This window comes from Arachidicoccus sp. (genome assembly GCF_050436765.1).
Lineage (GTDB): Bacteria > Bacteroidota > Bacteroidia > Chitinophagales > Chitinophagaceae > Arachidicoccus.
Window position 1 is genome coordinate 1 of sequence record NZ_JBNQGD010000359.1, and the last position, 1,577, is coordinate 1,577.

Below are 1,577 nucleotides of genomic sequence, written 5' to 3' on the forward strand. Positions count from 1 at the left end.
TTTGTAGTTCGTAGTATTTAGTTTGTAGTTTGTGGTTTTTAAAATTCGTGTAATTAGCGTTCAAAAATTCGTGTTCAAAAATTCGTATATAAAATGAAAACAATCATTTCGGTAAAAGATCTTAAAAAAAAACTCCCCAAGAAGAAGGCGTAGTTGCCTGCTTTAATGAACTTTTTGGCAGATGCGCATCGGCTTTCAATCAAGCCAGAACCTTTCAGAGAGCCCGCGATCTGGCCCATGGAGTGATTTCGTGTATCGGGCGCTGTACAATAACAGGTATGCTAACTGCGAGTGGTAATCAGTTCAAGGACTGGAGTGCTGCTTACAGAATCTTTAAAGGACAAAGAATGAATGTTAGCTCAATCTTTTCGGAAGTCAGAAAGGAAATCGTGTTGCAAAATAAAAAGAAAGGCGATTATATCTATGCCCACATGGACGACACACTTTTAAGAAAAAGAGGTAAGAAAATATCAGGCTCAGGCTGGCTTCGAGACCCACTTGGACCTCCATTCTGTAACAATTTTATTTGGGGCCAAAGATTTATTCAACTCTCCTTATCATTAATTGGAAAGGAGGTCTTTGGTCCATCAAGAGCCATCCCAGTAGACTTTAAACATTGTCCTCCAACGAAGAAGCCGTCAAAGAATGCTACTGAGGAGCAAGTCGCAATATATCGCGAAAGACAAAAGAAAGAGAAAATGAGCGAAGTGGGCGTCCAGCGTGTCATAGCCTTGAGAAAGTGTTTAGATGAAGATGGTTATAAAAATAAAAAACTTATCCTTAGTGTAGATGGCAGTTATACAAATGGAACTGTGTTAAGAAAGCTGCCTGATAATGTCGACCTGATAGGCCGAATTAGAAAAGATTCTAAAATTTATGCTTTACCAGAACAACAACAATTAGGCAAAGGACGTAAAAGATATTATGGAGAGGAGTTGCCTACACCAGAGCAAATCCGACAAAGCAATGATTATGCTTATCAGCAGGTTGATGCATGGGCTGCAGGAAAGATGCGTACATTCAATGTGAAAGTTGTAAAAGACATACGCTGGCGTAAGTCGGGAAAAAGAGATCTAATGTTGATCATAATCAGGCCTGTTTCCTACAGGCTTACTAAAAAATCAAAACTATTGTACCGTGCTCCTGCCTATTTAATATCAACAAATCAAGAGATGGATATTGCCCTCCAGGTCCAAGCTTATATAAGAAGATGGGAAATAGAAGTTGGTTTTCGGGACCAAAAAACATTAATGGGTTGTGGTCAGGCGCAGATACGAGAAAAAACGGCAGTGGAAAAAGTTCCGGCATTTGTATCAGCATGCTACGCCATGATGCTACTGGCATCTCAAAAAGAACAATCAAAACCCAAAACTCAATTACCGGGCCCAAAATGGTATGTCAGTCTAAAAAAACCGAGAACGACTACGGGGGATATTATAAATAGATGTAGAGTTGAAAACTGGGCAAAAAGTGTAAATATTAATTTTTCCGACTTCGTGAACATCGAAAAAAAATTATCGAAGGGAATGTTCAATGAAGTGTGTCAAGCTTAGGTGTTAGTTAGCGGGGGTACCCCC

Annotated in this window: 1 pseudogene; it reads left to right on the forward strand. The window is 39.5% G+C overall.

The annotated features are described in order from the left end of the window. Positions 1–179 precede the first annotated feature (179 nt). Positions 180–1,553: pseudogene (locus ACQR30_RS15230) on the forward strand (IS701 family transposase); the annotation flags it as partial. Between the last annotated feature and the right edge of the window lie 24 nt (positions 1,554–1,577).